Origin of the sequence: Paenibacillus sp. FSL H7-0940 (assembly GCF_037979415.1) — a bacterium.
Taxonomy (GTDB): domain Bacteria; phylum Bacillota; class Bacilli; order Paenibacillales; family Paenibacillaceae; genus Paenibacillus; species Paenibacillus amylolyticus.
The window spans coordinates 6,059,864-6,085,405 of sequence record NZ_CP150280.1 but is presented as its reverse complement, the minus strand read 5'-3'; the positions used below and the strand labels follow the sequence as shown (position 1 = coordinate 6,085,405).

Annotated in this window: 24 protein-coding genes; 1 reads left to right on the top strand and 23 read right to left on the bottom strand. The window is 47.1% G+C overall.

The window, feature by feature from the left end:
• Window positions 1-87 precede the first annotated feature (87 nt).
• From MHB71_RS26860 to lspA, 18 genes are all read right to left on the bottom strand, one after another.
• A complete protein-coding gene (locus MHB71_RS26860) occupies window positions 88-1,137 on the bottom strand; it encodes an ABC transporter substrate-binding protein (protein ID WP_074092683.1) in 1,050 nt (349 codons plus the stop codon).
• Window positions 1,138-1,869: 732 nt separating this feature from the next.
• Window positions 1,870-2,517 (bottom strand): winged helix-turn-helix transcriptional regulator, encoded by a 648-nt coding sequence (locus MHB71_RS26855; RefSeq protein WP_081745846.1) that lies wholly within the window; start codon window positions 2,515-2,517, stop codon window positions 1,870-1,872.
• Window positions 2,518-2,529: 12 nt separating this feature from the next.
• Window positions 2,530-3,417, bottom strand: a complete 888-nt coding sequence (locus MHB71_RS26850) for a rhodanese-related sulfurtransferase (protein ID WP_036606654.1) — start codon at window positions 3,415-3,417, stop codon at window positions 2,530-2,532.
• 239 nt (window positions 3,418-3,656) lie between these two features.
• Entirely contained in the window at window positions 3,657-4,763 is a 1,107-nt protein-coding gene (locus MHB71_RS26845; protein ID WP_051447007.1) for a hypothetical protein, read from the bottom strand.
• Between the two features lie 60 nt (window positions 4,764-4,823).
• Complete coding sequence (locus MHB71_RS26840) at window positions 4,824-6,329, bottom strand: HAMP domain-containing sensor histidine kinase (RefSeq protein WP_340028139.1); 1,506 nt, start codon at window positions 6,327-6,329, stop codon at window positions 4,824-4,826.
• Window positions 6,326-7,036, bottom strand: a complete 711-nt coding sequence (locus tag MHB71_RS26835) for a response regulator transcription factor (protein WP_340028138.1) — start codon at window positions 7,034-7,036, stop codon at window positions 6,326-6,328. The genes MHB71_RS26840 and MHB71_RS26835 overlap by 4 nt, the downstream gene beginning before the upstream one ends.
• 211 nt (window positions 7,037-7,247) lie before the next feature.
• On the bottom strand, window positions 7,248-8,099 hold the full coding sequence (locus tag MHB71_RS26830) for an Rpn family recombination-promoting nuclease/putative transposase (protein ID WP_076329252.1): 852 nt from the start codon (window positions 8,097-8,099) through the stop codon (window positions 7,248-7,250).
• Between the two features lie 85 nt (window positions 8,100-8,184).
• Window positions 8,185-9,081, bottom strand: coding sequence for an AraC family transcriptional regulator (locus MHB71_RS26825; RefSeq protein WP_081745845.1), 897 nt, complete (start codon window positions 9,079-9,081; stop codon window positions 8,185-8,187).
• Window positions 9,082-9,316: 235 nt separating this feature from the next.
• Window positions 9,317-10,726, bottom strand: coding sequence for an MATE family efflux transporter (locus MHB71_RS26820; protein WP_036606645.1), 1,410 nt, complete (start codon window positions 10,724-10,726; stop codon window positions 9,317-9,319).
• Between the two features lie 236 nt (window positions 10,727-10,962).
• Entirely contained in the window at window positions 10,963-11,826 is an 864-nt protein-coding gene (locus MHB71_RS26815; RefSeq protein ID WP_340030230.1) for a carbohydrate ABC transporter permease, read from the bottom strand.
• Window positions 11,827-11,880: 54 nt separating this feature from the next.
• A complete protein-coding gene (locus MHB71_RS26810) occupies window positions 11,881-12,762 on the bottom strand; it encodes a sugar ABC transporter permease (RefSeq protein ID WP_036606643.1) in 882 nt (293 codons plus the stop codon).
• A gap of 38 nt (window positions 12,763-12,800) precedes the next feature.
• Window positions 12,801-14,120 (bottom strand): extracellular solute-binding protein, encoded by a 1,320-nt coding sequence (locus MHB71_RS26805; RefSeq protein ID WP_036671596.1) that lies wholly within the window; start codon window positions 14,118-14,120, stop codon window positions 12,801-12,803.
• 114 nt (window positions 14,121-14,234) lie between these two features.
• Entirely contained in the window at window positions 14,235-15,029 is a 795-nt protein-coding gene (locus MHB71_RS26800) for a response regulator (protein ID WP_036671597.1), read from the bottom strand.
• Window positions 15,019-16,791: a sensor histidine kinase gene (locus tag MHB71_RS26795; RefSeq protein WP_340028137.1), complete on the bottom strand. Its 1,773-nt coding sequence runs from the start codon at window positions 16,789-16,791 to the stop codon at window positions 15,019-15,021. Before MHB71_RS26795 ends, MHB71_RS26800 begins: the two co-directional genes overlap by 11 nt.
• A 329-nt stretch (window positions 16,792-17,120) precedes the next feature.
• A complete protein-coding gene (locus MHB71_RS26790) occupies window positions 17,121-17,948 on the bottom strand; it encodes a carbohydrate ABC transporter permease (protein WP_036606635.1) in 828 nt (275 codons plus the stop codon).
• A complete protein-coding gene (locus MHB71_RS26785; RefSeq protein WP_036606633.1) occupies window positions 17,948-18,814 on the bottom strand; it encodes a sugar ABC transporter permease in 867 nt (288 codons plus the stop codon). The genes MHB71_RS26790 and MHB71_RS26785 overlap by 1 nt, the downstream gene beginning before the upstream one ends.
• Before the next feature lie 24 nt (window positions 18,815-18,838).
• Window positions 18,839-20,077 (bottom strand): extracellular solute-binding protein, encoded by a 1,239-nt coding sequence (locus MHB71_RS26780; protein ID WP_339190733.1) that lies wholly within the window; start codon window positions 20,075-20,077, stop codon window positions 18,839-18,841.
• Between the two features lie 264 nt (window positions 20,078-20,341).
• Window positions 20,342-20,833, bottom strand: a complete 492-nt coding sequence (gene lspA, locus MHB71_RS26775; RefSeq protein ID WP_036606631.1) for a signal peptidase II — start codon at window positions 20,831-20,833, stop codon at window positions 20,342-20,344.
• A gap of 226 nt (window positions 20,834-21,059) precedes the next feature.
• Between lspA and MHB71_RS26770 the strand changes: the two genes are divergently transcribed.
• Window positions 21,060-21,539 (top strand): heme-degrading domain-containing protein, encoded by a 480-nt coding sequence (locus MHB71_RS26770; RefSeq protein WP_340028136.1) that lies wholly within the window; start codon window positions 21,060-21,062, stop codon window positions 21,537-21,539.
• Window positions 21,540-21,616: 77 nt separating this feature from the next.
• Here the strand turns inward: MHB71_RS26770 and MHB71_RS26765 are convergent, their stop codons facing one another.
• Genes MHB71_RS26765 through MHB71_RS26745 form a run of 5 tightly spaced genes read right to left on the bottom strand, consistent with a single transcriptional unit; the run spans window position 21,617 to window position 25,167 of the window.
• On the bottom strand, window positions 21,617-22,564 hold the full coding sequence (locus MHB71_RS26765) for a nucleoside hydrolase (protein ID WP_340028135.1): 948 nt from the start codon (window positions 22,562-22,564) through the stop codon (window positions 21,617-21,619).
• Between the two features lie 57 nt (window positions 22,565-22,621).
• Entirely contained in the window at window positions 22,622-23,026 is a 405-nt protein-coding gene (locus MHB71_RS26760) for a DUF350 domain-containing protein (RefSeq protein ID WP_017691702.1), read from the bottom strand.
• Window positions 23,008-24,411, bottom strand: a complete 1,404-nt coding sequence (locus MHB71_RS26755; RefSeq protein WP_340028134.1) for a glutathionylspermidine synthase family protein — start codon at window positions 24,409-24,411, stop codon at window positions 23,008-23,010. Before MHB71_RS26755 ends, MHB71_RS26760 begins: the two co-directional genes overlap by 19 nt.
• A 4-nt stretch (window positions 24,412-24,415) precedes the next feature.
• Window positions 24,416-24,700 carry a hypothetical protein gene (locus MHB71_RS26750; protein WP_036671603.1) on the bottom strand — a complete coding sequence of 95 codons (285 nt, stop codon included), beginning with the start codon at window positions 24,698-24,700 and terminating at the stop codon, window positions 24,416-24,418.
• Window positions 24,700-25,167, bottom strand: a complete 468-nt coding sequence (locus MHB71_RS26745; RefSeq protein WP_340028133.1) for a hypothetical protein — start codon at window positions 25,165-25,167, stop codon at window positions 24,700-24,702. The genes MHB71_RS26750 and MHB71_RS26745 overlap by 1 nt, the downstream gene beginning before the upstream one ends.
• Window positions 25,168-25,542 lie beyond the last annotated feature (375 nt).

The window sequence follows — 25,542 nt, the reverse complement described above, 5'->3', positions numbered from 1 at the left end:
ACGTCCGCCTCGCATCCATACTGCCGGATTACACTCCGGTCAGATTATTGAATCAATCTCATAACTCATTAAATTTATGAATTGATTCTATTGAATAATGTTGTTTTCCTGGTCTTTTACTTCCGCTTTCATCTCATCCGTAACCGTGATACCTTGGGCTTCAGCCGCTTTCAGGTTCAGGATCAGATCCAGTTTGTCCGGAACGGTGACTTTCATATCACCAGGATTCGTACCATTTTTCAGAATGTCCGCGGCCATCTCACCAACCTGATATCCATGGTCATAATATTTGAAGCCAACGGTTGCGAAAGCTCCTTTTTCAACGGTATCCCGATCACTGGAGAAGAACGGAATTTTATTACTGTTTGCCGTTTGGATGATCGTATCCACCGCACTCACGACAGAATTATCAAGTGTAATGTAGAAGGCATCTACTTTGCCAACGAGGGAATCCGTAGCCTGTTTTACTTCAGATGTATTCGTAACTGGTGCTTTCACCAGCTTGATATTATGTGTTGCGAGCGCTTTTTCAGCGTTATCTGCCATAACCACCGCATTTGGTTCACCTTCGTTAATGACCAAGCCCACCGTTTTCACATCCGGCAGATTTTTAGCGATAAAGTCAGCCAATTGTACGATAGCCTCCGGATTCGTGTCGGATGCACCTGTAACATTGCCGCCCGGCTTATCCATATCGGTCACCAGTTTGGCACCCAGTGGGTCTGTCACTGCTGCAAACAACAATGGCTTGTCCTTCACTTGTTGAGCCAGAGCCAGCGCAGATGGTGTTGCGATGCCGAGTACGAGATCATTTTTGGAATCACCCGAGATTTTCTGTGCAATGGACAAGTTGTTCGTCGAATCACCTTGCGCGTTATTGTAATCAATTTTGAGGTTCTTGTTCTCTTCAATGCCTGCTTCCTTCAGGGCTGCGATGAAACCTTCGCGTGTTGCATCCAGGGATGGATGTTCAACAATCTGCGAGATGGCAATCTGATATGATTTTTCCTCGCTGCCTCCACCTGTTGTAGTCCCCGATCCTTCGGATTCCGAGCCTGTACCGCTGTTATTTCCGCAACCTGCTGCAACGATCATTGAAGCAACCATCATCAGTGACATCCAAAATTTCTTTTTCATGTGTGAGAACCCCTCTCCATCTTATAAAATTTGGTTACCCTTATCGAGATTCCATCGACACGATAGGGCGGGACAAAACAAACGCTTCAACGCATTGTTGCTTTGATCGACAAAAGCAGACAAATATAGACTTTTCTCATGCGACTGAAGTCCATGACCCGTGTTGGTGTTTTATTGTTCCCCTAATATTAAGGGGCGTCCCGATATCCGTCAATGGTTGAACCGCTTCCAATTTACTTTCATTGTATGGTTGTGATAGAAAACATTACATAACGACGAAAAAGCAACCTGCAAGTTATGCGAATGGCTCGTCAAGAAGCTGTAATGTGCTTAGGCGCTTCACGTTGACCAGCTGCACCAAGCCAACGTGTTAGCGCCAAACAATAGAATTGCCCTTTCTCCAATGCTAACGAACCCGAGACATCTTATTGGGGGAATAATCACGATATGCAAATCCTAACGAACCTCATACTCGTTATTCATTCAAATATTAGAATTCGATACCGAGAATCAGCCAAATTAAGCAAAATAGCGCCTTTACGATTCGTTAAATTTTGAAAAGATCTTTGGAGAGGAAATTAACGTCTACAGGGTTCGTTAGAGAAATTTCTTTCATACAGTTTCACGTAACGCAGGATATAAAAAAGAGATGGCCTCGACGAAACTCGATACCATCTCTTCTTCTTTACACTTTGAATATCTTTTATTATCTTTTTTTCAAACTCTCACCAATTAATTCCCCGACGCTTCGCGAATCTCATACTTGCACCTTTTGCCGCCATCGGCGTAACATTCAGTACGCTCCACCTCAGCTTGGAGTAGCGAGCGGAACAGTTCCAGTTCACAGCGGCAAGCCTGCTTGTAGACACTCGCGACTTGTACAATCGGGCAGTTCATTTCCGTAATGACGTAAGTTCCATCGTCTTCTCTGGACGCATCCGCCATATATCCGTTGGCATTCTGGATTCGAGCGAGTTCCTCCACCCGTCCAGCCAGATCCTGGCCCTCCATCTGTGGCAATCCGCTGCGAAGCAACTTGTCCCGGCGACTCTCGAACAATGCATCTACCACACCGCTCCCGGCTGAGTCAGACAATTCTTCAAGAAGTTCCAGCGTAAGGGACGAATATGATTTTGGAAAAAAGCTGTCCCCGCGTACCGTCAATTGGTACACCGAGGAAGGACGTCCGGCCGTAGCCCGGGCCTCCCGAACCTCAATCCAGCCGTCCTGCTCCAGTGCCGTCAGATGACGGCGAATGGCCATGCCGGTCAGACCCAGATCAGCTGTCATTTCCCTCGCGGTCAATGTACCTTGCTGCTTCAGCATGAACAAAATCCGTTCACGCGTCGTTCGTTCCTCTTCGCGCTTCACGATCAGCACCTGCTCTCCTGCTTATGCGTGTACCGGTGCTGCCTCCCGGCAGGCATCCGAGCAAAAGCGGTTATGCGTCTCTTCGCAATCCTCACAGCTTACATGCTGTAGGTTGCAGGTTGGACAATTAATATATCGGTCATGTGTCGTTCCACAGTGATAACAGCTGGCAATGACAATATCCTCTTCTGTCCGGTTAATCGGTACAGAGATCCGCTCGTCAAACACGTAACACTTACCATCGAACAGATGGCCTTGTACTTCCGGATCTTTACCGTACGTGACAATACCGCCGTCCAATTGAGCCACATCCTGGAATCCTTCATTGATCATGAACCCAGTCAGCTTCTCGCAGCGAATGCCGCCAGTGCAATAGGTAATAATCGTTTTGTCCTTCATGTCACCCAGGTTCTCGCGGATCCACTCCGGAAACTCACGGAACGACTCCACATCTGGACGGATGGCCCCGCGGAAATGACCAATTTCGTATTCATAATCATTGCGACCATCGATAACGATAACGTCATCACGTTGTAGATGTTCATGGAACTCTTTCGGCGAAAGGCGTTTGCCGCTAGTCACATTTGGGTCAAGTTCATCTTCCACACGGAAGGTTACCAGCTCTGCTTTGTGACGAACAAAGATTTTTTTGAACGCATGCTCCTCGACATCATCAATCTTGAACACCATGTCGCTGAACAGCGGATTAGCCAGCATATCTTTCATGTACTGTTCCGTCTGTTCTGGCGTACCGGATACGGTACCGTTGATGCCTTCGGATGCGATCAGAATACGGCCTTTCACACCCAGGTCCTTACAGTATTGCAGATGCTCTTGTGTAAACGTCTCGGGGTCTTCAATCTTCACGAACTTATAATATAAAAGCACGCGGTACGCGCTGTTACACATGTATATCACCTGTTCCTATTCCATGTTGTTATTAGCCGGATCATCCGGCAAGACGACTACGTTGCACCCTTACTGTTAAAAAGAAAATAAACAGCCGCCCGAAACATCGTCTCGAACTGCTGCCTGACATTCGACTTTTATTCCTGCATTCTAGTTTATCGGAAGCGGAACAGCTTAGTCAATATAAATGTATAGTAAGGCATGAAAGATATGGAACATATCTGTCCGCACCATTCACCCTATTCCGAGATCGTAATGACCGAGGTTACAAAGTGATACGATTCATTCTCCAATACCGCCTGCGATAACAGGATTTTATTTCCTTTCGGGCTCCAGGCGAGTGGGTCAGAAGCGTTGTCCATATCGGCCGAGATCTGGAACTGTTCTGCCGACTCCGTGTTGGAGACAAATAGCCCTTTCTCATTATCATTCTCAGAATTGATGGTATATGCAATCTTGGAATCATCACCCGACCAGCTTGTGCCGAAAATCTGTGTGCCTCTGGCAAGCGTGGCCTTCTCATTGCCTTCCAGATCGGTGAGCACCAGCGCCCGTTTGGTATCCGCTGTTTTTTTCACAATCGCAAGCCTTGTTCCATCATTAGAAGGGATGACCCACTCCACACTTTTCAGCACCTGTTTTACGTCACCCGTCTTCGCATCGTATGCATTCAACTGGCCATCTTCGCCCGTAATATAATAGAGCATATTGCCTGACACCTTGATACTCCGTACATTGAAATTACCTGTTTCCACCAGTATCTTTGTTGTACCGTCCACACTTGCCGAGATCAGATCACCCTTCATATTAGGGAAAACGACATGTTCATTATCCAGCCACGCGCCCTCTTGGATAAATCCATCCTCCTTGCCAGCAGGGGTTGTCTCCCCGTTATGCAGGTTCAGGAAGTAGCCTTTGCCCGTATTTTCCTCCGGCTCGCGGTAGAACAGGTACTGACCATCCGGTGATACCAGCGGTGCACCCAGACTGGCTTCACTTTCTTTGAGCGGCGTGTCTGTACCTTTCGTCAGATCATACATATATAAGTTATGCGGGTATCTTTCCTGACCTTCAACCGTGACGGGTTTCAAGGACTTGTTCTCTTTGTCGGATACAATCCAATCATCACTTAGCCATGCGATTCCGCGCATATTCGGCAATTTATCAATCTTCTCCAGCTTGAAGCTCTGGTACACGGACGTGTTGGTATTATCTTTTACCGTAATATCCGTGCCCGTTTTCCCGCCTTGTGCGTTGCCCCCCGGCTCCGTTGTTCCCCCGCATGCCGCTGTCGTTAACAGGGCAATGGCTCCGAACGTGCCCATAGCTGCTTGTTTCCAATTCATGATGGTCCCCCCTGGTTTCTCTTGCTATAGACCAAGCATATACATCGCATACTTCCAAAGTTATTCAGACTTGTTTCGAACTTGTAAACTTGAATCAGCCAATGGGAACATGAGCTGGAACGTCACACCTTCCCCATCTTCTGGATCGCCCGACAGCAGGGTGATTGTACCGCCCTGTTTTTCAACAAACTGCTTCACGAGAGATAGACCCAGTCCGGTTCCGCCGGTTTTTCGGGCTCTGTCTTTGTTCACGGTGTAAAAGGGTTCAAAAATCTTCTCCCGCGCCTCTGCCGGAATCGGCATACCCGAGTTATAGATGCGAATGACCGCTTGACGCTCCTGCATCCGCAGTTCATTCTTCACCCGGATCACACCATCCGGAACGTTATATTTGATGGCATTATCCAGCATGTTGATGAAAATATGCATAAGACTCTCCCGATCGCTGCGGATCACCGCCGGTTCAAGATCCAGTTCCATGTTCAGCCCGAATTTCTCGGCTTTCCCCCGCATCCGGCCACAGGCATCCTTCAGCAGAGCGCTGACCTCTACATCTTCGGCCTGGTTCTCGAAGTCATACTTCTCCAGGGCAGATAAATGTAAGACTTTCTCGACCATCTCGTACAGCCGCTCCGTTTCTTTGCCAATGTTACTTGTGGCATCATCAAGCAGTTGCGGATCATCCTTATACATGTCGAGCAGCTCCACATAAGCTTTGATCGATGTCAGTGGTGTCTTGAATTCATGGCTGATGTTACCGATGTATTGTTTCTGCTGCTGTTCCAGCGCCTGAAGTTTCTCAATCGCCAGTTGCAGCTTCTGCTGCTCCGCATGCATGGCTGTGATATTTTGCTGAATGGATGTACTCATATAATAAATGCCCTGCCCCAGCTCCCCCAACTCATCCTTGCGCTTTAAAGGAGACTCCGTAATGTAATTGCCTTCGCGAATGGAATCTGCGGATTTCTTCAACCGAGTAATCGCAACGGCAAACCGATTGTAGAACAGATAACCTAATATGAAGCTCAGAGCAACAACGGTAATTCCTGCCCATATGAACAATTGAAGGATTCGAGTATAGAATTCATGATAGCTTTGGACCGGATATTGCATCCATACAGCACCCATCTGTCCATCCGGACCGTCCAGTGGTGCGGCATAGAGCAAGGTATCCCCTTGTTCATGATAGGCAATTTTATTTTGCAGTGCATAGTTGAGCGTATCCTGAACAATCGCACTCTCCCCAGAGCTGATCGATGAACCGACTTGCTGGCCCTTCATATCATAGAGAGCAATTGGCAATCCGGTAGAATTGGCCAGTTCCTGTGCAAGCCTGCGGCCGTTTTGCTGTAAAAAAACGTCCTGTTCGAGATGAACGGACTCCGTATAGTAGGCTTGTCTCACGTTCAAGTTGACCAGCCGTGTCTGTTGGGACAGAATACCCTCAATCTGTGACTGCTGATTGCGTTCAATACCGCGCAGAACCAGTGAACTAAGCACAACCACGGTCAGGATAAGCAAGGCTGCCAGAAAAACACTGAACTTCAGCTTGATGCTGACTCTCATATGGCCCCGCCTGTTTCAGGCGCAGATGCTTTGTAACCAATCCCGTACACGGTCTGTAATTTTTGCTGATCCGTATCTCCAATTTTTTTACGCAAACGCTGGATGTGAATGTCTACGGTTCGTGTACCACCCGCATACTCCATGCCCCACACTCGATCTAGTAGATCGTCTCGTGTGTACACCCGCTCGGGATTGGACATGAGAATGGTCAGCAGGTCGAACTCTTTTGGTGTCAGATCCAGCTTCTCCTCATTCACGGTCACCGTGCGGTGAGCAACATGAATACGCAGTGTGCCATTCACGATGGCCTGATTCTTCGAATCGTCAGGTGGTGGACTGCTTTTCTCGACACGGCGCATGAGCGCTTTCACCCTTGCAAGCAGTTCACGGATCTCGAACGGTTTGGTCATGTAATCATCGGCACCCATTTCCAGGCCAACGATTTTGTCCACGATATCATTTTTGACGGTCAGCAAAATAATGCCGATATCCTCGCGGTCCTCCAGCCTGCGGCATACGCCGTATCCATCAAGCCTTGGCATCATCACGTCCAGAATCATGACCTGTGGGTGAAACGATGCGACCTTAACCAAGGCCTCTTCGCCGTCACTCGCAGTATCTACTTCATATCCTTCGCGCCGCAGCGCGTAAGCAATGGCACTGACAATACTTGTTTCGTCATCTACCACGAGCACTTTTTTATTCATAGGGTTCATCCTCTTTATCTATGTCATGAGTTAGTTTATGGGTCTATGTTAGCAAGGTCCGTGCGAATTAGCTATGGATGAGTTAAGGGTTAAAAAAAGACGTACATTCTCTCAGCTTGGACTTGGCTCTACTTTCTTTATACCCTAAAGGCAACAAAAAGAGCCAACCCGTGATTGGATTAGCCCTTGGTCTATAGATTCCTAATTTATGTTACTGCTTAGGCAATAACTTCTTAATTTCATCTTCGGAGAGTCCTGATGCTTTAACTATAGCAGAGAGATCTACGCCAAGTGTGAGTAACTCACGAGCCATTTCTCTCTTGCCTTCCAACTTACCCTTGGCTGCTCCTTCAGCTCGTGCGCCTTCAATCCTTGATTTTTCGTCACTCAATGCTTTCATCCGAGCATCGTAGGCCATTCTGGTGGACGCATCCTGACTCAGAAATTCCAGCGTATCCATCGCCTTTTTCAACATCGGTTCATTCATGGCCAGCACCTCCCAGTTTGATGTATCTATTCCTTTCAGGAATAATAACCAATTCACGAGTCCGCCTTTTTCCATCGGAACAGAATACTCATCCAATTTGGTTAGTTCCATCACATGTATTTCGATATCATCCGTCAAACCAATACCTGTATGATCTTCTCGTAAATGAAAAACATTGTGATATCGCTCATTATCCAGACAGGAGTAGTTGAGTATATTAATAGTCACGCATTTTTTGAGTAGACTATAGTTTTCACCCTTTTTTATCTGATGAAAGTACATCTCACTCCAATAAAACAACGTCCTTTTCTCCATGTTATACGGGTTAAACAGCTGCATTTCAATGTTAATTAGTTTGCCTTCTACCGTCTTTGCTTTAATATCCAGAATGGATTGTTTATCCTCTGGACTATCCTTATCTGTATACGTGTTAACCACAGTGATCTCCGTAAGAGGAGATTCGCCGGTCTCTATAAACGTGCTGTTCAGAAAAGCTAACAAAACATCTTTGTTTTGCTCACTTCCAAAAATGCGTTTGAACACAAAATCTACTCGTGGATCGAGTAATTCCGTCACTCAGCATCAGCTCCATTCTCACCAGCATTATATCATAATTCCCATATAGCCTCAGCTTGATAATGGATCTGCACATAAATTGCTTCTACTCCTCAAATGACAGATTCAGCGGCTCGTCCGACATCTCGTACTCTGTCTCCATATGTGTCAGTGGTGTGTTCAGATCAACCTCCTCGAAGCGGAAGCTGTCGACCCACACTTTTCCTTTGCCGTTCAAAATAACCCCGAATGAAATGACCGCGCTGCCCTCCGGCACATCAAGCACAATACTGTACTGATTCCATGGCTGCGTACCCGTGATTGGCCGATCATGCATGTTATCAAATTGAAGTACATCATGCACGTTATTATCCACACGCATCCATAATCCGCAGAACGCATCCACACGCTCGGTCTTCACGAATCCCGATAATTTCATTCGCTTACCCACATACTTGTCCGCTCTGAACTGTTGCATCATTGTTGCAAACTCGTTGGGCTCCATTGGCGTAACGGCCTTCAAATATCCTGATGCTTTTCCCTGATGCACTTCGGCCGGATCAATGCCCATCTCATAATTCTGCGGGTGACTCCCGGTTAACATCCAACCTGTAATTGTTGACGTCTGGTTCATCTGTAATTCTCCTCCTCTGGTTCTTCCTTCGAATAATTTCAGATCGAACAATTTGCGAAAACGTCCTGGTGGCATGCCATATAATTTGCGGAATGCACGGGTGAAGGCTTCTTGACTCTCAAAACCACAAGCCAGAGCGATGTCCAAAATGCCCGCATCCGTCGATCGGAGGGTGGTGGACGCCAGACTCATCCGACGGTTTCGGATATAATCCACCACGGTCATGCCCACCTCATTACGGAAAATTCGATGGTAGTGATATGGCGACAACAACGCCTCGGATGCCACTTCTTCCAGCCCAATCTGCTCATGCAGATGAGTCTCAATATAGAACAAACTTTGCTGAATCATTGCACGGTAACGGCTCAACTGAGGTAAAGCCCCCTTCCATATCCTTACTATACGTGAATGGTGTAACCGCTGTTTTGATCAATTTTGCTATCTTCACCTCTGCTTACCTCTGCCGGAGATGCAAAAAGAGCCAATCACGGATGGAATCCTATCCGTAATTGACTCTTCTGGGAAACCGCCGTCCTGTGGCTACTCTAGAGCCACTTCATTGATCTACAGCAGGTTCATTTATATCTTTGCACAACATTCTTCGTCAGACAGCCGGTACCGGCTGTGCACCAACCTCTTCGTCATCATGCTCCACCAATTCATGTTTCTCCCAAGCTCTGCTCTTCCAGCGGAAGAACATAATGACCGCGCGGGTCCACTCATCTGCCGCAATGGCAAGCCACACACCCGCGAGCCCCAGATGAAGCTTGAATATGAGCAGGTACCCCAGTGGCAGACTCATGCAGACCATGGAGATCAGCCCCATGTATACCGGGAATTTTGCATCCCCTGCCGCACGCAGGGAACCAATGATTACAATATTGCAGGTACGCCCGGTTTCGAGCAAAAGACTGAGTAGAATCACTTGAGCCCCCAGCTTGATAATTTCCGGATTATCCGTAAATATGCTCATCAGCGGCACACGGAAAAAAATGATGATTACATCAATGATAACCGTGGCAAGAAGGGCCCATTTTACACTGTCAAAAACACGTTTGTACGCATCGTCTTTGCGCCGCGCACCCACAAGCCGACCTACAATGATCGATGTCCCCATACCAATCGCCATGCTGAACAAGTAGATATAGCTGGAGATGTTACCCGCATACTGCTTGGTTGCCATAGCTTCTGCGCCCAGATAGGTCACATACAGCGTGAACACGAGCTGGCAGGAATGATATACCATGGATTCCATCGCAGACGGAATGCCAATCCGCAGAATTTTGCCAATGAATTTCTTAGACAACTTAATGTAGTATTCAAAATCCACCCGTACCTCGCTCACACGATACAACAACCAGAAGAAGATCAGCAGGCAGATAAACCGGCTTCCCACCGTAGAGATTGCTGCCCCTTCCACTCCAAGCTTCGGAAGGCCGAAGTGTCCAAAGATCAATGCATAGTTACCAACAACGTGAATCACGTTCATGAATACAGCGACATACATCGTTTCTTTGGTATAACCATGTGTACGAATCGTCGCAGCCAGCGCATTAATGAGCGCCTGAAGGAAGATACCGCCACCGACTATATTTATATACGAACGGGCAAAATCATAAATTTCGCCTTGAATGTTCAGGAGTGATAACAAATGTCCTCCGAACAGAAGGAAGATTCCGCTCAGGACCAGACCTACGATAAGATTCAGTGTGATCGCATTACCCGTAACTTGTGCTGCTTCACTTAACTTTTTGGATCCGATATATTGTGCGACTACAATCGCAGCACCATGTCCAATGACTTCCAATACAAGGATAGCGATAGAAATAATCTGATTGGCTGCTCCAACGCCGGAGACCGCATTATCGGATACCGAGCTGAGCATGAGCGTATCCACGCTCCCCATCAACATAAATAAGAAGAGTTCCAGGAAAATAGGCCATGTAAGTCGAATCAGATTCAGATCCTTGGCATCAGAACGAAGGGACTCTTTGGTTGAGGATATTGCTGTCATTTTCTCACCTTTCCCATGTGGGCTTTAATTCTTAGGGTATGTTAGCACAGGTGGTTTGAAAATGCAGTAGTTTTGCGAAAATAGTTGAAAGTTTTTTGTAATTCCATAAATAGGTATTTTCACTGCTTTCATAAAGCCCCATTTCCGTAAGCTTATCAGAGGTTTCAGAAGACAAAAAAGGCCCCTCCCAACTCGCTTTTAAGCAAGTAATGGAAGGACCTTGGACCCTCAACCTTTTAACCTTTAACAGAACCCGCAGCAATGCCCTCCACAATTCGATTACTCAAGATGAGAAAAGCAATCAGGATTGGCATAATGCTAATCATCAGCGTTGCACCAATGGCTCCCCAATCCGTTGTGTATTGACCAATAAAGTTCTGTACCCCAACAGTCAGGGTTTTGTACGAATCTGTACTGATGAACGTATTAACAAAGATGAATTCATTCCAGTTATAGATCATGTTGATGATCGCCGTTGTGGAAATGACCGAAGACGTCATTGGCAGCACAATCCGAAAGAAAATCCGATGCACGGAGCAACCATCCATCACTGCGGCTTCTTCCACTTCTCGGGGAAGCGCGTAGTAGAATCCGAGTAGAATCATAATGGTAATTGGCATATTAAAGGCAATATAAGACAGGATGACTGACAAAGGATGATCGGTGAGATGAAGCTTCAGGAACAAGCTGAACAGCGGGATCAACGTGGAGTGTACAGGGATCATCAGACCCACCATAAACAGCCCCAGTACCAGCGAACGACCCTTCCAGCGCATACGTGTAATGGCAAAGGTCACCAGACTGGCGAACAGCACGGTGATCACCACCGAGACCACCGTAATCCATACACTGTTGAAGAAGTACAAGCTGATATTTCCCTCTGTCCATACCTTGACATAGTTTTCCCAACGCGGAGTAGCAGGAAGGGAAAAAGGCGCCATGTCGAATACTTCCTGATTATTTTTAAGCGAGAATAACATCAACCATACCAAAGGTAAAATTTGCAGCAAAGCTACCAGGGACAAGAGGAAATACAGCAGAATATATCCGAATCTCCTTAACCATGCCGAACCTCGGCTTGTCCCCGGGTAAGTTGGCAATCTAACGGCCGTATCCGTCTTCACCGGGATGGACCTCCTTTCATTTCACTTACGTCAGGAATACTGGATCGTATCTTTGGATGCTGTCGCTTTACGAAGCAGCCAGGTAACAAGCAGACAGATCAAGAGCAGGAAGAACCCTACAGCACTGCCGTAACCAAAGTCGAAGCTACGGAATGCCTGACGATACATATAGGAGGCCATCACTTCGCTGGAGCCATTTGGTCCGCCATCGGTCATCACGTAAATGAGGTCAAAATACTTGAGTGAGCCCACCACAGCCAGTACCACAGTCACCTTGATGACTTCTGTAATAAGGGGCAGCTTGATTCGAAAAGCGATCTGCCAAGGACTTGCCCCATCAATCCGGGCTGCTTCCACCAGAGATTCCGGAATATTTTTGAGGGCCGCATAATAGATCAAAATATAGAAGCCTGCATACTGCCATAGAATCGGTACGAATAGTGCATACAACACCAGGGATGGCTCCGCCAGCCAAGCTGGCGGATTGCTGAAGCCGATCGCTTCCAGAAAGGTGTTCAGTACACCATTGCTGGGATGATAGATCTTCAGCCATAACTGGGCGATCGCGACCGAAGACAGCAGCATCGGGATCAAATATATTTTGCGGAACAGATTGGCACCCTTGATCTTGCCTGACAGCACCAAAGCAATCATCAGATAACCGATCAGACTCAGCGCAGAGAACAAAGCAAGCAAAAAGGTATGGTTCGCACTCTGCCAGAATGTTCCGTCTTGAAGAAGTCTGGCGTAATTATCCAATCCAATAAAGGTCATTGCACCGATCCCGTCCCATTGCATCAACCCATAATACCCGGTGAGCACGATCGGGATGTAAACCAAGACCAGCAGCAGAAGCAGTGCAGGAAGCACGTACAACGCAGCAACGAGACGGTTGGACATGACTTTGTCCATCACATTATCCTCCCTTCAAGCGTTCAAACGTGTGTACGTCAATTGCCTTTATCAATTGCAGCCTGATGATTCTTCACAAAGTCCTCCGGTGTTACCGCTTTGCCAAACAATGCCTGAATCATGTCCAGATGTGCCTGAGCGGCTGCCGGTTTCATCTGTACGTCTGCAAAGAGCGTAAGGCTGCTGGCCTGATTCAATTCGTTCAGCAGGTCAATATAGAGCTGTGGCAACTGTACTGCCGCCGTATCCACTTTGGTAGCCGGGATGACGCCTGCCTCAGTTACCGAACTTTCACCCCATTTTTCCACAAAGTATTGCACAAACTTCTGCGCTTCTTCCTTCACTTTGGAGTTCTGGGCCACGAACAGTCCTACGCCTGGACCACCTACCCAGCTGTTAATATCGCTCTTGCCATCTTCCATTGTTGGGAATTTGAAAAATCCGATTTTGTCCTTAAATTCCTGCGGGATGTCCGGGTTAGTCGTGAAGTTTGGCAGTTCCCAGGTGCCCATCAGGTACATGGCAGCTTTTTCGTTCATAAATTCGGATTTGCCCTCATCGTTAGACAACCCGTTGAAGCCTTTATTGAAAGCATTCATATCCACCAGTTTTTGTACCTCGGCAGCAGCTTGAGTCAGCGCAGGATCGTCAAACTTGCCAGAGCCATTGATGGCCTTTTCCAATGCATCTCCACCTAATCGATTCGCCAGATACATGTACCAGAGTGAGCCGGTCCAGCGGTCTTTATTGCCCAGTGCAATCGGCACCTCACCGTTCTCTGTCAGTGTCTTCAGCACACTCAGGAATTCATCGTACGTTGCTGGCGGCTGCAAGTTATATTTTGCAAAAATGGCTTTGTTATAATAAATGGGGGAGATATTCAACTCGATTGGTAGCGCATATGTTTTACCGTCTATCGCATAAGCTTCTGTTGTTCCGGCTATGAATTTCTCGCCCAGCGAGTCACTCAACAGATCATCGACCGGTGCGAACAGGTTCCCCTTCACATAAGGCTCCAGAAATCCAGCAGCCCAAGTTACACCAACATCGGGAAGTTCATTGGATGCCGACAGGATTTTCAATTTGTTCTTATATTGTTCATTCTCCAGCACTTCCTGCTTAATGGTTACATTCGGATGATCCGTTTGATACTGCTTGATGATATCGTTGACCAGTTTGTTTTGCTGTGCGGAACTGCCTGCTGGCCAGAGGTGCATGAATTTGAGGGTTACTTTCCCATCTGTGCCGTTGCTGCCTGTTTCACCCTCTTCATCCGAACTTGAACTGTTACATCCGGATAAAATTACGGCGAGAACCAGCGTCCATGACAGAAGAATGGCCATCGTCTTTTTGCTCATTATTCCAACCCCCTTGGTTTTTTCGGTTAATGTAACCGCTTTAACCAAATTGTAGCACGGGCCTATCACACCTATAAGACCAGAGTAATTTGGAAAAACTCCACTTTTTTGAGGTTATTTGTTATTTCGTTCAGATAGGGAATGCCGATATTTGCTTGGACTTAGCCCCTCAAGGCTTTTAAATACTGTGATAAAATACTTATCCGTCTGATAACCCACCTGTTCGGCAATTTCCGAGATGGGCATCGTTGTCTGTACAAGCAACTCCTTCGCGCGCTGAATGCGTTTGCGGGTAAGGTATTCACTAAAATTGATGCCGATCTGTTCCTTAAACAATACGCTGAAGTAACTGGAGTTGAGATGGAGTAAATCAGCGATTTCACGCATGGTCACATGTTCACCCAGATGAGCATCCACATAGGTCAAAGCTTCACTTATCTGGCTATTGAGCCTCTGTTCCCCTCGCTCCTTAACATCCAGCAACTTGGGGTCAACCATTTCCTGCATCGTTTGAATACGTCGCTGTTGTTCGCTGAACTTTAGGGCTTTTTCGACGGTCTGCAGCAATTGTTCCTTATCAATTGGTTTCAACATATACTCCACAACACCCAGCTTAATGGCCTGTTGGGCGTACTGAAAATCGGCATGTCCCGACATAATCAGGACAACAGGCTTGTTCGAAAAATGTTGAATGGCTTCAATCAGAGACAAGCCAGAGAATTCCGGCATGCGAACATCCGTTATTAACAGATCTGCTGGCTTTTTCTTGAGCCATTCCACAGCCTCGACACCACTTTCTGCAGTCTGAATGTGATTTCGTCCTGCCGACCATCCTTCCAGTGTTTTGCGAATACCCTCTCTTGTACGCGGCTCATCATCAACGATAAGAATCGTTTTGTCATGAATCATATGCACCCTCCGTTCCCTTGGGAATCTCAAAACAAATGACAGTTCCTTCCCCAACCTTACTTGTTATGGTAAGCTTGCAACGTTCGCCAAGTTGGCTTCCAAAGTAAAGCTTCAGTCGCCGATGTACGTTGATTAGACCTACACCTGTACCCTTGTTAGATACAGGGGGGCCACCATGTAAAGCTTGAATGACAGCTTGAAGCCGTAATTCATCCATACCGGGACCATCATCCCGAACCTTAATGCAAACCAGATTTTTCTCGGTCAAAGCATCCACATGGATGCTTATCTTTCCCGGTCCCAGTTTACTTTCAATCCCATGGAGAATCGCATTTTCCACTAAGGGCTGTATGAGCAGTTTCGGTATTGCGACCTTACGCACCGTATCACTCAGCTGAATCTCCCATTGCATTCTCTCTCCCAACCGCATCTGCATAATTTGAAGATAACGCTCGGCGTGTTCCAGCTCGTTGGCAATCGTAACCCATTCATCCTGCTGCGAACTGGAGATGATATAACGAAATAATCGGGACATCGCCACAACCATACGTGCCATCTCCTCGTCTCCCTTCTCCTCAAGGGACCAATAGAATGCCTCCAGTGTGTTGAATAAAAAATGGGGATTAATCTGAGACTGCAACGCCTTCAGCTCAGCCCGGGACTGCATGACTTCCTTCTCATGAACCACACGGGTCAATTCATTCTGCCTGTAGACCATCTGGTTATATACGTTGTTAAGTTCATTGATCTCCATCGTAGAGCTAACCATTAGATTAGGTCTCATTGCTCCCGGCTCTGCACTGCGCATGGCCCGCATCAGCCGTATGAGTGGACGTGTAATCATTGTGGACAGGAAGAAGGACATGATAAGGAACAGAACAACACCAATCATTCCCGAGACGAGCAACGCTGTTCTCAGGATGGATACACCTTCCGTTGTCTCCCGCAACGGGGTCAGGACAGCAAGTGTCCATCCCGTTAACTCCGATTTTTGCCTGACGACGATATAGGATTCCTCCCCGTTCTGCACGACTGATCCGCTGTCCAATATGGCCTTTGGATCGAGATTAATTTCCAGATCGGAACTCACCACTTCGCCTGCACCATCCAAGAGCATGATAGAGTCCTGCGAACCATCTGTCCCATTCGAATCATTGAGTTGAAAAAAACTACGCTGCATCCGCACCACCACATAACCTCCGTGTTCGAAAGAATGATCCAGCAGGTTAATCCGCCGAATAGCCAGGAGCACACCCGGATCTTCAGGGTCAGCGCCTGCCCATACCAGTCTGCCTTTTCCTTCATCCGCTAAGCTGATCCAGTTGCGCTCCACTCTGAGATCGAGGGATCGGTCATCCATCGGAAAGATCCGGTTATAACCCGTAGTGTATATCTCCATACTTTGTGCGCCGTTGATGAAAGACTGATAACTGCCTGCAATCTGCAAGAGAGCTTGGCGCTGATTAAAGGTCGCCGGGTTGCCTTGTTTCTCATCGCTGAGCAGACGCTGCACGTATGAATCATCCGCCACCTGGGCGGTCAGCGAATTCACTTGTGCAATGAGTGCATCCAATCTGCCACTGGCTTGGACGGCGGTTTGGTGAATATGTTTCTCCGCATTGCTTTTCAGCAGAGCAGCTACCCGATCATAAGCCGATATGCCTGCGAGCAGCAGAACAACAAGCATCACCATAACAAAACCAATGAAGATCTGATTCCGAAGTGAGTTAAAATGTCCTTTTTTCCCGTGCAACTTCCCCATTCTCCTCTCTTTTTGGCATGTAAAAGAACCCACCACCTTACGCCCGTGCTCTTGAAGACTGGGTACAAACGATGCCGGATTTATCTACGTATTCAGTTTTTTTCGTTAAAGCGCTTGCATAATTGAAACTTAACCTTCTTCTCTTCTAGTCTTTGTTTATCGATTAAACTAACGACTAAAAAATAGCATAGTTTTACAGGTTAATCAATCCTCCCAGGAGTTCCCAAACGTTAAATGACAAGGATCAAAAAAAGAGAGGGGACTTTTAAAGTCCACCTCTCTTTGTTCACATCCCTTCACACATATCCTTTTCTGTGACACATCTTCAGTTATTTTACAGACCCTTGTGTAACCCCGTTGATGATCCACTTCTGCGCAAACAGGTAGATGATAATCATCGGCAGTAACGCGAGCAAGTAGGATGCAAACGCAAGGTTAAACTCGGTATTAAACTGTCCTTGGAATACATACTGTACCAGCGGCAGCGTGTATTGTCCCGGATCACTGATAATAATGAGTGGCAGCAAGAAATCGTTGTACGTGGATAGGCATGTCAGAATACCAACCGTGGCACTGATGGGTGCCATGAGCGGGAAAATGATTTTCCAGAACGTGCCCCACGTCGTCGCTCCATCTACAAACGCCGCTTCCTCCAGCGCTACCGGAATGGACCGGATGTATCCAACGTACACAAATACGTTGAATGCCAGACCATAGACCGTGTGAAGCAGAATCAGACCTACCAGATTTGTCATCTCCAGCGATGCGGTCAGCTTAACAATCGGCAGCATGATGATCGGGAACGGAATGAACATCGCGCTGACGAAGTAATAATACAGTCCTTTGAAAAACTTGCGTTTCTCCATATTCCGCGCAATCGCATAGGCCACCATCGAGTTACTGAGCAACGTCAAGAGCACAGTTGATGCGGTAACGATCGCACTGTTACGGAACGATTGGAAGAAGTTTGTCATGTCGATAGCTCTCGCGAAATTCTCCCAGTGAAGTGTGGTCGGAATGGCAAAGACCGACTGGGCCATCTGTTCCGGATTTTTCAAAGCAATCGTAACGGTCATATACAATGGAAACAGGATAAACAGGGTACCCAGCACAACGAGCAGCATAACGAGCCAATTGATTCGTGTACGGCTTCTCATTACAGATCCATCTCCCTTCTTTGCAGGAACCGGATTTGCAGAATTGAAATCACCGCAATAACGATGAAGTAAATAACCGAGTTCGCAGATTGATATGCATATTCGCCGCCTTCAAATCCGCCGGTGTAGATCAGATGGGAGATGGACTGCGTCGCCCGTCCGGGACCACCGTTGGTCAAGGCTACGATTTGGTCGAAGACCATAAGTGAATTTTTCATCGCCAGCACCATATTAATGGTGAAGAATGGAGCAATGAGCGGGAATGTAATACTCCAGAATTCACGCCATTTGCCTGCGCCGTCGAGGTTGGATGCCTCGTACAGTGTTGTTGGTATCGTTTGCAGACCAGCCAAATACAGAATCGTATTCAGGGCCACGGATTGCCATACTGCAACAATGACGATACCGATCCAAGCCAGACTTTCGCTACCGAGTATGTTCGTGGATAGCGCATTGATGCCCAGGTTTTGTCCCCAGATCGGGAATACGTTGGAGAACAGGTAGTTAAATATGTAACCTACGATCAGTACACTCAGAATATTGGGCAGGAAGTAGATGCCGCGGAAAAAGTTACGGAACTTGATCTTGGCATTCAGCCCGAGTGCAATGAGTAAGCTCAGAATATTGGTCAGGATCGTCACCACGATCGCAAATTTGAACGTAAACCAGTAGGCATTGCCTACATTGTCATCTTGGAACAAGTTGAAATAGTTTTTAAAACCAACAAAATCATATTCTTTTCCGAAACCGTTATAATTCGTAAATGAATAATAGATGCCCTGGAGGGCCGGCAGCGTCATAAACACAAAGAACAACACGACTGCCGGAACCGTCATCCAGTAATAGGGTGCGATACGCTTGTTCATACTCCATCCTCCTTCTGACAAGGCTTAGCGCCGATTAGCAACCTTGTCCCATTCTTTGTCGAGTGTATCTAGATAGTTGTCGATGTTTTGGTTCTGCAAAAAGGACTGTACGATGGAATTCAGCTGCACCGCAGCCGGAATATAGTGATCGGGAAAGTCAATAACTTTGCCCTGCTCGATATATGGCATCAATTCCTGTACGGCAGGATCATCCTGCTTCACGCCTTCTACCGCAGAGAACAGCGTCTGTTCGTCAATATATCTTCCGATATTTTCAGGCTCTAATAGAAACGCAATAAACGTCTCTGCCTGTTCGCGATTAGGCGTGTCCGCCGCAATGGTAAACAGGGAGTCGATCCCGTTCACCAGCTTGATCTCGCTTGCATCGTTGCCCGTAGGGAATGGGAAGAAACCAATATCGACATTTGGGTTCGCTTTGCGAATCTCCGAGATGGCCCAGGTTCCCTGGATGTACATAAAGGCTTCACCGTTAGCAAAGGCACGGTTACCGTCCGAATAAGCTTTACCAAAGTTATCGCCGTGACCGTATTTCATGAGTTCCAGTTGCTTCTCAGCTACCTCGCGGTACTTCTCCTTGAACGTCACTTTGTTATCGCGTCGCTCTTGGTAGAAATCAATACCGACCAGATTGGAGGCCAGTGCATTGAACGGCAGGCTCGTCTGCCAGTCATCCTTGTATGTGAAATAAAATGGAATCTCACCTGCATCCTTAATCTTTTGGGCTGTCGCAATGAGTTCATCCCACGTCTTGGGCACGTCCAATCCCATTTCCTTAAACAGCGTTTTGTTGTACATGATGCCGTTTGCATTAGTCGCGTAAGGAATACCTGTCACTTCGTCCATACCTGTGAGATCCTTCAGCATTTGTATGTAGTTCGGATCAATCGTCTGGAGTAATGAGCTGTCCGTCAGATCGGTGAAAATATCACTCTGAGCCAGAATGGAATAGGTGTCGGTTGCACCCATGGCCATAATATCCGGGATATCATTTTTGACGACACGCGTCTTCAGTACTGTCTCCGCATCGGGCGGATTCACCTGTGTCACTTGGATATCGTCATGCTCAGCGTTGAACGTCTTGATCAATTCATCAAAGGTTGTTTTGGCTTCAGGCTTGTTCTGGAAAAACTCAATCTGCACTTTGCCATTCGCGCTATCTCCACTGGTACAGGAAGATAAAAGTACAGCCATCATTCCACACAGCAACATTGTCCCGAGAGCCTTGGTAAGCGTTGTTCTCATGTTGTACCTCCCTCAGCTTAATATACGTAAAGATTTACCCATACAAATGGTGAAATAACCATTTGGTTAATCCTTCCAAACCGACTTCAATCTGAATGGATAATATACGTCTTTATTATTTCTAAAACGGTTTCGGTAAAAATGAATCACGGCAGTTCTTCCCATGACCTGAATCAGGCATAACAAAAAGGACACTGGATGATATCCAATGTCCCTCATTTAATAAGCTTATATTCAGCCACTGTAACGCTTTTATCCAACCTATTACGAACGTTCTGCTTTCGGCAAAGCATTACGTAAACGCTTGGCCCGATAACTCTGATATGCACGAATCAACATGCCAATGATAATCATGACCACACCAATGTTAATTGCGACATCAGCGAGATTCAAAATCCCGCGTCCTGACGGAAATACGAGGAAATCCGTTACCCGGGCATAGATAAATCGATCGATCGCATTTCCTAAAGCCCCGCCGACCATAAAACCCGCGCCAGCTTGCATCCAGAAACCGCGAATCTCACCTTTACTCCGGTAATACAGCATGCCTGCTATGAACAGAACAGCAATCACACCGAACAGACGCGCATTTCCCTGAAACATGCTGCCAGCCATTCCACTGTTCTCGTAATGCTGTAACTGCATGCCCGAGTTACCCAGTCTCATGACGTCGCCAACTTCCATATACATCCTCACTGCAATCTTGGTTCCCTGGTCCACCAAAGTCACCAACAGTGCTACAAAATAAAACAGCATCGTGCTTCTCCTCCTGCCTACGTAGCAATAACTTATTTTAACTTTAAGAGTTATGTATATTAGGTTCCCTTCACTTTAACACAGCCGATGTACGGTCTCCAAATGAACGGTCTTTAACCACGCAAATAACGTCCACTAACATCGTTCAGACTGCATCCAGAAGGGACTACACCAATCCATGTCGAATGTAGACATCAATCATATATGTAAAGGGGCTGCCTGTAATTTGAACCTGATCATGACAGAGAAATTAAAGGAAATGCAACAGGAAGAAAGTGACTTGGTATTTGGCAAATTTGATTCTGAAACGGCGCTTAACCTTGGCCTGCATCTGGTCGAGGAAGCGAAGCGTCGTTCCCAAGCGGTGACCATTGACATTACCCTGAAGGGACATCGTCTCTTTTTGCATGCGATGGAAGGCACTCATCCCGACAACGAAGACTGGATTCGCCGCAAGAACAACGTCGTGAATCATTTCTCTTCCAGCTCTTGGCACACGGCTCTGCGCCTGAGAAACGAGGACCAAACGCTTGAGCAGGATTTCAACCTGCCTGCATCGGACTATGTCTTGGCTGGTGGCGCTTTCCCACTGATTCTGAAAAATGAGGGACAAGTCGGCACCATTACAGTATCGGGTTTGCCTGATGAGGAAGACCATGATCTGGTCACGACAGGCATCCACTCGTTTTTGTTGCTGCAAGGTTAGATTAAAATGAGCAAAAAAAATCCGTACCTGGGATAGGCACGGATTTTCTTCTTTTTCCTGTAGTTAAATTCCTGCGTTTATTGGATCGCTGAGAGAACGTCCAGCAGCATGGATTTGAATTTTGGCCGATCAATGGCTTCACAGACACGTACATTCGGCTCTTTGCCAAAACGTCCGTTGATATCAACCACACTGTATCCACGCGTCAGCTCTCCTGCGGCTTCCACATCCACATAATACTGACCTGACTTGGTCATGATGGATTCATCTGCCGCAACAGCCATCAGCAACGTATCGGGATGAGTGGTGCCATTGAGTTTATGTACCGACTTGTTGAACTGCATAACCACTTTGTTGATTGCAGTGAAGAAATCAGCACCCGATGTACCCAGAGCCGCAATCTCTGCATGATCGTCATCGTCCATCACTGAATATTGCGTGCACATCTCCCAGCCAACCATCGTGATTGGAATGCCTGCATGCAGTACAATTTTCGCTGCTTCCGGGTCCACGTAGAAGTTATACTCGGCTGCCGGTGTGATATTGCCCAGTGCATTATTGGTTCCGCCCATGATGTACAGGTGAGCAATCTCCGGGATAATGGTTGAATCCTTCTGGATCGCCATCGCAATATTAGTCAGTGGAGCAATCGCCAGAAGTTCAATTTCACCTGGATGTGCATGCACCTTCTCAATGATAAAATCAACCGCATGCCCGCTCTCGGGACGCTGATCTGCCTTCGGGAAATGCGCGCCGCCCATACCATCATCGCCATGCACATCTTCCACTGTGCGGTGCTGAGCCTTTCCGTAGGCCATTAGCGGACGCTCGCATCCTTTATATACCGGCACCTTGCCGCCATGTCCAGCAACCTGTACCGTGTACAGGGCATTTTCAACTTCCTGGTCGAATTGTACGTTACCGCCCGTAATGGTGATGCCTTCCACCTGAAAGTGATGCAATGCCGTCAGGATCGCAATCGTATCGTCTCCTGCTGTATCTGTATCGATGATGACTCTTCTCATGATGCCGCGCTCCTTCTTCCGTTTGATAGTAAACTCCATAAAACACTATGTCTTATTTTACATCAAAAACGTACCAATGACGATGGAAACGCCGATGATAATCGAACGCAGCAGTTGTGCTACCGCCATATTGCCTCGTGCAATTTCGTCACACACCCGCATTTTTGGAATCAGGAAATCAAATATAATATAGACCAGGCACAACACAATAATTCCAAACGCCGACCACAGCAGCATATCCAACCACGAATGCGTCGAGAAAGATACCATGCCCACAATAATACACAGTCCCAGCAATTTGCTGCCCATGTACATGCCTGCCGCCTCGTTACCTTTGGCGATTTCCTCACTATCGTTATACCGGGTCAATTTGCTAAAAGCAAAATATCCACATACCAATACCACCAGCAGAATGCCTACACCCACCGCCACATTCACGAGGTTTAATCCCAAGTTTTCCATTCCTTCTTCTCCTCCTCATCATTCATCCGTTCACTAACCGTAGCCGCGCAATAATAGGCCATATCTCCGGTTACTTTCTCCCCGACCCGTGGTAGCATCCCAGCCAAACGCCCACCGATAACAAACACCCCTGTAAGCAGATAACCGCTGTATGCTCCAGCTTCCGTCTCGATCACAACCTGTTCCATCGGAACCAGCTGCTGATAGATTTTGGGCTGATTTTCGTAATAAGCTGTGATCTCTTCATCCTCGTCTGTTGCCCCAGATGCAAGATTGGATTCCAGCGCCTCGTTAAGAGGATGCTCCATATCCTGCTTTCCAAAGGCATTGTCCGTTCCTCCATCCAGCAAAAGAGTTCCTCTGCCTTCGCGCCCCCAATAGCTTTTGGCTACATATGATATGGCGTTCAGCTCGAAGGGCTCAGATGAAAAATAGGTGGGCAGCAGATATCGGGAAATCACGTCCATCTCTGCTTCATCAAAGAGAGTAAATCCGCAATATTCCGGGGTTTGCTCGTTCCGCTCGTAGAGCGACCAGATTGCCGCCATGAAGCCTTTGCTCTGCATCAGCACATGCTGAACGGGATTCATCAGGCCCAATCTTCCCTCACGTACAAGTTCAAGCAGCGCAGCACCAATGTCCACCCCTGTCGTCTCATCCCGATCATCGATCAGATACTCCAGCGGATAAAGGCGATACAGCAAGTTAATCTCCCGCCCCCTATGGTAAAGCGCCTCTCCCGGAACAATCTCCAGTTCCTCAAGTGGAGCATAGAAAACCTCGTATCCCGCTTCCTGACAACGTCTCATCAGGTATTCCGTATTCGTTCGGTCTTCGACATGTTCGCCAAAAGAAGTGAATGTCACCGGACCCTTTAATCCCTGCTCTGTATAGAATTCGAGCCACATCTTGAAACATTCCCGAATACGTGTATCCATCTCGGCAGATGGTGCAGTCAACGTGGCATCCTCAGCAAGACCGACCATGATATTTTCCAATGCAGCAGCCTCCGGTATGCCCGTAGGAGTGTCCGTATTATTTTCAATACACTTCGGGCCAGCTTCTCCGATAATCCAGTCCTGACGGGTAATGCCTCCAGTCACCATCTCCATACGTGCCGTCGGAATAAGCCCGGGATGGATACCGAGCTGATGCTTCAAAAAAGAATCCGGCATGTATTGCTGAATAAATCGCATCACTTTACAGTAAATGCCGTCTACCGCCTCGGCTGCCGCACGCAGCTCCTGCATCTCCGAGGGAGAATAGACCGTCAATGCAGGCACACAATATTGCTTCCCGTACATTCGATGATATGGAATCTGTTGTTCCGTTTCGCCCTGAAATACCTCCTCGTGACTAAACGGCAGTTGAACCACTCGCCTCATCCGGTTATCCTCCCGAACTGCGGAAGAAGCTACCGAAGCCGCTTGATTTGGACTTGGATTTGCTATAGGAGCTGTTACTGTCCTTATTGCTTCGATACGACGACCCACCGTAGTAATAGTGTCCGCTACTGGAATCATATTCACATCCAGTATCATACTCCGGGTCACATTCATCATTGTTGCTACCACAACCGGATAACACGGCAGGAACCGCCAGCATCAGGGAGAAAGCAACCAGCTTTGCTTTTGATCCGGGTTTCGATGCTTGCCCCCGCTCTTGGTCACTCATCACAGATCCACCTCTTTCATATAAAACAACACTTTCTTGCGATCCGCATCCAGCACGGAATACAGGAACTCATACGTCTTGCCACCGCGAACCATGTAATGGTCCAGCAGTTGTTCGGCAAGCTCCATCGTATAGGTGGAGGATACTGTGAGTTCCAATTCCTGAAATGAACTTCCATTCCACAGCATATACTCTGCACTATACATGGAAGACATTTTGCACATCGCCAGCGCAGCATCCGCAATCGCCGCACCGTACTCATCCGGCATCTGTTGCTCATACGCCGTTACATATACTGCATGTTCCCGCCCATCCTGGCATTCATTGGACAGATGCGCCCAGAGTTTGTTTTTCACCAAGGTGGCATCCACCAGTTTGCGCATGAACAGTTCATCTCGTGTGACTGAAGCCTGTTCCAGCACCCCTGTCTCCGCTTGTCGATCATCCGACCAACTCCGATACGTCAATGAATAATAGATACCGATAACCTCCCTTTTTGCGAGCTCTTAGGTGAGCCGTTTCAATTCATACAAACGTATTTAACGCATCAGAAGGAAAAAAGTTACACTAGTGAATCAATTTCATAGTACCTTTAGCTGCTTCAAATCAAGGCTAGACATAGATCAAAATGGTTTAATTTGTCTATGTCTAGTTACAAAACTCCATTTTTAGTGATTTATGAAATTGATTCTATTCACCATGACATGTAATAAAGAACATATTGGCTACCTTCATTCTCCGATTAACGAAGCAGGAAATAACATACTGTTTTCTACTTTTGGTACGCAATTCAGTTCAAAAAGGCCGGAGAAGATTCTCCGACCTCGTTTGTTCAATCTTAT